This is a genomic window from Marinibacterium profundimaris, assembly GCF_002210095.1.
Classification (GTDB): domain Bacteria; phylum Pseudomonadota; class Alphaproteobacteria; order Rhodobacterales; family Rhodobacteraceae; genus Marinibacterium; species Marinibacterium profundimaris.
Map to the genome: position 1 here is coordinate 1 of NZ_AQQR01000048.1, position 4,220 is coordinate 4,220.

The 4,220-nt window shown below is 53.9% G+C and carries 2 tRNA genes and 2 rRNA genes; all 4 read left to right on the top strand.

From position 1 onward, the window contains the following. The first annotated feature begins 162 nt into the window (after positions 1-162). Positions 163-1,617: ribosomal RNA gene (locus tag ATO3_RS28220) — 16S ribosomal RNA — on the top strand. A 148-nt stretch (positions 1,618-1,765) separates the two neighbouring features. After that, positions 1,766-1,841: transfer RNA gene (locus ATO3_RS28225), tRNA-Ala, on the top strand. A 62-nt stretch (positions 1,842-1,903) separates the two neighbouring features. After that, positions 1,904-1,980, top strand: a tRNA-Ile gene (locus tag ATO3_RS28230). Between the two features lie 533 nt (positions 1,981-2,513). Next, positions 2,514-4,220 (top strand): 23S ribosomal RNA (locus ATO3_RS28235); the annotation flags it as partial.

Below are 4,220 nucleotides of genomic sequence, written 5' to 3' on the forward strand. Positions count from 1 at the left end.
CTTTCGGTTTCTGATGAAACCTGAAGCACAGACAGACAGATGACTTCCAGTACGTATCCTTCCTTAGCCGGGTGGATATAGCGGCCAGCCCCCAAAGCGGGTCGTGAAGTATTGGAGATGTGCAGAGGTTCGAACGTCAAGGATAGCAGTGTAAACTGCTTTCAACTTGAGAGTTTGATCCTGGCTCAGAACGAACGCTGGCGGCAGGCCTAACACATGCAAGTCGAGCGGACCTTCGGGTGAGCGGCGGACGGGTTAGTAACGCGTGGGAACGTACCCAGATCTGCGGAATAGCCACTGGAAACGGTGAGTAATACCGCATACGCCCTTCGGGGGAAAGATTTATCGGATTTGGATCGGCCCGCGTTAGATTAGATAGTTGGTGGGGTAATGGCCTACCAAGTCTACGATCTATAGCTGGTTTTAGAGGATGATCAGCAACACTGGGACTGAGACACGGCCCAGACTCCTACGGGAGGCAGCAGTGGGGAATCTTGGACAATGGGCGCAAGCCTGATCCAGCCATGCCGCGTGAGTGATGAAGGCCCTAGGGTCGTAAAGCTCTTTCGCCAGGGAAGATAATGACGGTACCTGGTAAAGAAACCCCGGCTAACTCCGTGCCAGCAGCCGCGGTAATACGGAGGGGGTTAGCGTTGTTCGGAATTACTGGGCGTAAAGCGCGCGTAGGCGGACTATTAAGTCGAGGGTGAAATCCCGGGGCTCAACCCCGGAACTGCCTTCGATACTGGTAGTCTTGAGGTCGAGAGAGGTGAGTGGAACTCCGAGTGTAGAGGTGAAATTCGTAGATATTCGGAAGAACACCAGTGGCGAAGGCGGCTCACTGGCTCGATACTGACGCTGAGGTGCGAAAGTGTGGGGAGCAAACAGGATTAGATACCCTGGTAGTCCACACCGTAAACGATGAATGCCAGTCGTCGGGTAGCATGCTATTCGGTGACACACCTAACGGATTAAGCATTCCGCCTGGGGAGTACGGTCGCAAGATTAAAACTCAAAGGAATTGACGGGGGCCCGCACAAGCGGTGGAGCATGTGGTTTAATTCGAAGCAACGCGCAGAACCTTACCAACCCTTGACATCCTAGGACAACTCCAGAGATGGAGCCTCCCTTCGGGGCCTAGTGACAGGTGCTGCATGGCTGTCGTCAGCTCGTGTCGTGAGATGTTCGGTTAAGTCCGGCAACGAGCGCAACCCACACCCTTAGTTGCCAGCCTTTAGTTGGGCACTCTAGGGGAACTGCCCGTGATAAGCGGGAGGAAGGTGTGGATGACGTCAAGTCCTCATGGCCCTTACGGGTTGGGCTACACACGTGCTACAATGGCATCTACAGTGGGTTAATCCCAAAAAGATGTCTCAGTTCGGATTGTCGTCTGCAACTCGACGGCATGAAGTCGGAATCGCTAGTAATCGCGTAACAGCATGACGCGGTGAATACGTTCCCGGGCCTTGTACACACCGCCCGTCACACCATGGGAGTTGGGTCTACCCGAAGGCCGTGCGCTAACTTTTGAGGCAGCGGACCACGGTAGGCTCAGCGACTGGGGTGAAGTCGTAACAAGGTAGCCGTAGGGGAACCTGCGGCTGGATCACCTCCTTTCTAAGGATGATCCTAGTATCATGGAGCTTGCTCCTGATCGTGGATCACTTAGCACGCCCGGTAATCAAAACCGGTCACATCAGACGGACCAGGCCGTCCTCATATCTCTTCAGAACATCGGGATCCAGCATGGCGCTGGGTTCAGCAAGGGGCCTTAGCTCAGCTGGGAGAGCGCCTGATTTGCATTCAGGAGGTCAGGAGTTCGATCCTCCTAGGCTCCACCACGTTATGGCCCTTGTTCCACCACTGAGAGGGCCCAACCAAGCTTGCGCAAGCAAGGTCAGATGGGTCGGTAGCTCAGGTGGTTAGAGAGCACGCCTGATAAGCGTGAGGTCGGAGGTTCAAGTCCTCCTCGACCCACCATCATCCTTGCGCGAAGCTCTTCGGATCCCGATATCCAGGCAATGCCAGCCGGATCGTAAAGCACTGCGTTTGCAGTGTTTTATCGTCCAGTTGGACGTCTTTTACATCGTTTAGAGAGAAAAATATCAACACTGTTTGATCGCGCCGAGTGTGGCGTCAGATCTCAGTCGTTCCTCTTCGTGCTCAAGTAGCGCTCCGCGCGGTAGCACATGAAAAGAGGCGGCAAGTGAACCGAGTGTTTCCTCGCTCGCTCACATGTATCGCGGCTGAAACGAACAGAGTTGTCCAAGTCAAGTACACTAACCAAGGGTCCGTTGGATCTGGGTCATCGCAAGCGAAAGCACGAGTGGCGGTGATGCAGAGTAGCGGATCTGGGATAGTATGCTTTCTGGTTCGGAAACAGGGATCGAGGGTTGTTCCAGCTTCCCGTATCGATCGCGACCGACAGTGTTCTACCGGGTATGGCGGGGCGTTCATCGTCCTCAAGTAACGAAGTGGTAGGACATATATGCTGTCTGTCTCTTTCTGGATCAGATCAAGCGCGAGAAGGGCGTTTGGTGAATGCCTTGGCAGTAAGAGGCGATGAAGGACGTGATACTCTGCGATAAGTCCTGGCGAGCTGAGAATAAGCTTTGACCCAGGAATTTCCGAATGGGGCAACCCACCAGAAAGTTTGTTATAATTGCCGTATGGCAGCTTATAACCTGCTTAATCTGGTACTTATTACCTGAATACATAGGGTTTTAAGAGCAAACCCGGGGAACTGAAACATCTAAGTACCCGGAGGAAAGGACATCAATATGATACTCCCCTAGTAGCGGCGAGCAAACGGGGACCAGCCGAGCCTTGAGAGTGAGAAGAACACGTTGGGAAGCGTGGCCATAGCGGGTGACAGCCCCGTATTCGAAGCTCGATGGGACGTATTAAGTAGGGCGGGACACGTGAAATCCTGTCTGAAGATCGGGGGACCACCCTCGAAGGCTAAGTACTCCTTACTGACCGATAGTGAACCAGTACCGTGAGGGAAAGGTGAAAAGCACCCCGACGAGGGGAGTGAAACAGTACCTGAAACCGAACGCCTACAATCAGTCGGAGCCCTTCGGGGTGACGGCGTACCTTTTGTATAATGGGTCATCGACTTGGTCTCACGTGCAAGCTTAAGCCGTTAGGTGTAGGCGCAGCGAAAGCGAGTCTTAATAGGGCGTCGAGTTCGTGGGATCAGACCCGAAACCGAGTGATCTAGGCATGATCAGGATGAAGATAAGGTAACACTTATTGGAGGTCCGAACCCACACCTGTTGAAAAAGGTCGGGATGAATTGTGCCTAGGGGTGAAAGGCCAATCAAACTCGGAGATAGCTGGTTCTCTGCGAAATCTATTTAGGTAGACCGTCATCCGAATGCCCCGGGGGGTAGAGCACTGGATGGGTAATGGGGCCCCACAGGCTTACTGATCCTAACCAAACTCCGAATACCCGGGAGTACTAGATGGCAGACACACTGCGGATGCTAACGTCCGTAGTGGAGAGGGAAACAACCCTGACCTCCAGCTAAGGCCCCCAATTCATGGCTAAGTGGGAAAGCAGGTGGGACGACCAAAACAACCAGGAGGTTGGCTTAGAAGCAGCCATCCTTTAAAGATAGCGTAACAGCTCACTGGTCTAAACAAGTTGTCCTGCGGCGAAGATGTAACGGGGCTCAAGCCATGAGCCGAAGCTGAGGATGCCGTAAGGCATGGTAGCAGAGCGTAGTGTGACATAGTCTCATGTCTCCTTAGCGGGTTCGCCCGCATTGGAGACGCGAGGCTTTCGATGAAGCCGGGGCGTGAGCCATCCGGTGGAGAGATCACTAGCGAGAATGATGACATGAGTAGCGACAAAGAGTGTGAGAGACACTCTCGCCGAAAGTCCAAGGGTTCCTGCTTAAAGCTAATCTGAGCAGGGTAAGCCGGCCCCTAAGCCGAGGCCGAAAGGCGTAGGCGATGGGAACCAGTTTAATATTACTGGGCCAGGAGGATGTGACGGATTGTGGCGGCGTGCGTCCCTTATCGGATTGGGGCGTATCCAAGACAGTTCCTGGAAATAGCCCTCCATCAGACCGTACCCTAAACCGACACAGGTGGACTGGTAGAGCATACCAAGGCGCTTGAGAGAACGATGTTGAAGGAACTCGGCAAAATACCTCCGTAAGTTCGCGAGAAGGAGGCCCGGGCCATGTGGTCCGGGGGCACAAACCAGGGGG